The 2818-nt window shown below is 73.2% G+C and carries 3 protein-coding genes and 1 pseudogene; 2 read left to right on the forward strand and 2 right to left on the reverse strand.

The window, feature by feature from the left end; genetic code table 11:
* Positions 1-134 (forward strand): annotated as a pseudogene (locus tag MKK75_RS12435) (ABC transporter permease); the annotation flags it as partial.
* Positions 135-424: 290 nt separating this feature from the next.
* Here MKK75_RS12435 and MKK75_RS12440 read toward each other — a convergent pair.
* The gene (locus MKK75_RS12440) at positions 425-1297 is read right to left on the reverse strand and encodes an aldo/keto reductase family oxidoreductase (RefSeq protein ID WP_244042875.1); all 873 of its coding nucleotides are present in this window, start codon (positions 1295-1297) and stop codon (positions 425-427) included.
* A 92-nt stretch (positions 1298-1389) separates the two neighbouring features.
* Between MKK75_RS12440 and MKK75_RS12445 the strand changes: the two genes are divergently transcribed.
* On the forward strand, positions 1390-2319 hold the full coding sequence (locus tag MKK75_RS12445) for a LysR family transcriptional regulator (RefSeq protein WP_244042876.1): 930 nt from the start codon (positions 1390-1392) through the stop codon (positions 2317-2319).
* On the opposite strand, the gene MKK75_RS12450 is transcribed toward MKK75_RS12445, so the two are convergent.
* A partial coding sequence (locus tag MKK75_RS12450; protein ID WP_244042877.1) for an autotransporter outer membrane beta-barrel domain-containing protein occupies positions 2303-2818 on the reverse strand: 516 nt, incomplete at its 5' end. The genes MKK75_RS12445 and MKK75_RS12450 overlap by 17 nt on opposite strands.

The following is a 2818-nucleotide window of genomic DNA, read 5'->3' on the forward strand; positions in this document are numbered from 1 at the left end:
AGGCCAAGACGCCCGCCGAGTCGAAGGGCGAGTGGGACCTCTACAAGGTGCTGGAGACGATCCCGGCCGAGCAGGCGTTCCGCCCGATGAGCGAGGGCGGCTGCCCGATGGTGGCCGGCATGACGGCGAAGTAGGGCTTTCTCAAAGCGCGTGCCGCGTGCTCTCCCTCCCCCCTCTGCGGGGGAGGGTGGCCCTCGCGTCAGCGAGGGCCGGGAGAGGGGAACCCGGGTTCAGGACAGAACACGGCCCTCACACAGCACAGAGCTACGTTCTGCACCGTCGCTCCCCTCTCCCGACCCGCTTCGCGGGCCACCCTCCCCCGCAGAGGGGGGAGGGAGAGCAGCGGAGCCGTTCGTGTCCGTTCCGAAGGCGATGTGCGGACACCGTAGCTCGCGAGGGGAGAAGGAAGGCGCCAGGTGAGGCCTCACTGGGCTCCCGCGATCCGATCCAGCGCCGCCAGCGCCTCCTCCGGCAGGCGAAGCTCCGCCGCCGCGAGGTTCTCGCGCAGGTGGCCGAGGGAGGACGTCCCCGGGATCAGCAGGATGTTGGGCGACCGGCGCAGCAGCCACGCGAGCGCCACCTGCATCGGCGTCGCGCCGAGCCTGGATGCCACCGCCGACAGGGTGTCCGACTGGAGCGGGCTGAACCCGCCGAGCGGGAAGAACGGCACGTAGGCCGTGCCGGACGCGGCGAGGTCGTCGATCAAGGCGTCGTCGCCCCGGTGGGCGAGGTTGTACTGGTTCTGCACGCAGACGATCTCGGCGATCCGGCGCCCCTCGGCGACCTGCCGGGGCGTGGCGTTGCTCAGGCCGATCCGGCGGATCAGGCCCTGGCGCTGGAGATCCGCCAGCACCGTGAGCGGCGCCTCGATCGGGCCCTCGGCGGGGCCGTGGACGTCGAACATCAGGCGCAGGTTGACCACATCGAGGGCGTCCACGCCGAGGTTGCGCAGGTTGTCGTGGACCGCCTGGGTGAGCTCGGCGGCCGAGAAGGCCGGGTTCCACGAGGCGTCGGCCCCGCGCCGGGCGCCGACCTTGGTGACGATCACGAGCTCGTCCGCATAGGGGTGGAGCGCTTCGCGGATGATCCGGTTGGTGACGTGCGGCCCGTAGAAGTCGCTGGTGTCGATGTGGTCGACGCCCTGCGCCACGGCCTCCCGCAGCACCGCCACCGCGGCGGTACGGTCCCTGGGTGGGCCGAAGACGCCGGGTCCGGCGAGCTGCATGGCCCCGTAGCCGAGCCGCTTCACGGTCCGGTCGCCGAGCTGGAACGTCCCGGCCTGCGCGATATCCGTCATGGCTGATCTCCTGTTGGCGCACCGGATGTAGACGGCGCCGATTGCGCCGATAAGCCGTGACGATCGGCACGGGCCGTGCGAGATCCCGAACAATGACCGCCGACCTCGCAGACCTCACCGCCTTCGTGACCGTGGCGCGGGCCGGCGGGTTCCGCGAGGGCGCCCGCGCGAGCGGCGGCAGCGCGTCGGGCCTCAGCGAGGCGGTGCGCCGGCTGGAGGCGGGGCTCGGCGTGCGCCTGCTGAACCGGACCACCCGCAGCGTCGCCCCCACGGAGGCCGGCGCGCGGCTGCTCGAACGGCTGGGGCCGGCCCTCGCGGAGGTGGACTCCGCCCTCGACGTGGTGAACGGGTTCCGCGATCGGCCGGCGGGGACGCTGCGGCTGAACGTGCCCCTCAGCGCGGCCCGGCTGGTCCTGCCCGCGCTCGTGCCGCCCTTCCTGGCGGCCTATCCCGAGATCCGCCTGGAGATCGTCGCCGAGGACGGGTTCGTCGACGTGCTGGCGGCGGGCTGCGACGCCGGCATCCGCTACGACGAGCGGCTGGAGCAGGACATGATCGCGGTGCCGATCGGGCCGCGGCGGCAGCGTTTCGCCACCGCGGCGGCACCGGCCTATCTCGACCGGCGCGGGCGGCCGGCCCATCCGCGCGATCTCCTCGCCCATGCCTGCCTGCTCGGCCGCTTCCCCAGCGGCGCCCTGACGGCGCCCTGGGAGTTCGAGCGCGACGGCACGGTCGTCCGGGTGGACCCGACCGGCCCGCTGATCGTGCGGGTCGGCGCCAGCGACCTCGCCGTGGCGGCGGCGGTCGCCGGCACCGGGATCATCCACCTGTTCGAGGACTGGCTGCGGCCCCTCCTCGACAGCGGCGCCCTGGAGCCGGTGCTGGAGCCCTGGTGGCAGACGTTTTCAGGCCCGTTCCTCTACTATCCGGGCCGGCGGCACCTGCCGGCGCCCCTGCGCGCCTTCGTGGATTTCGTCGGCGCGCAGGATTCGCTCGCTCCTCCGGTCAGAACCGGAGGGTGAAATTCCCCTTCACGGCCTGATCCTGCGCCTTGCTCCCGGTCTGGCCGGTATAGGCCACGCCGAGCGTCGCGTTCGGCGCCACCGCCAGGTCGAGCCCGACCTGCGCCACCAGCGCGTCCCGGTCGATCGGAACGCCCGCGCTCAGGAAGGCCGGGCCCGTGCCGAAGGACAGCAAAGCCGCCGGCGCCACGTCCCCGAACGCCCGCCGGTAGCCCACCAGACCCCGCAGCATCACGGGAAGCCCGAGCCCCAGATCCAGGCTCGTCTGTGCCCGAACCCCCGCGGTCACCGCGCCGAGGTCGTAGTCCCGGGCATAGCTCGTGAGCGCGGCCGCGCCCCCGGTCTCCGCGAAGGCCTCACGCCGGATCCCGACATAGGCCCCGCCCACGAACGGCTCGACGTAGCTCGCCACCGGCTGCACCGCCGCGGCCGCCCCGTCCCTCGACACCAGGGCCGCCACCGCGGGCGTGCCCAGCGGGATCTTCCAGCCGATCTCGCC

The organism is Methylobacterium sp. J-030, assembly GCF_022829545.1.
Classification (GTDB): Bacteria; Pseudomonadota; Alphaproteobacteria; order Rhizobiales; family Beijerinckiaceae; genus Methylobacterium.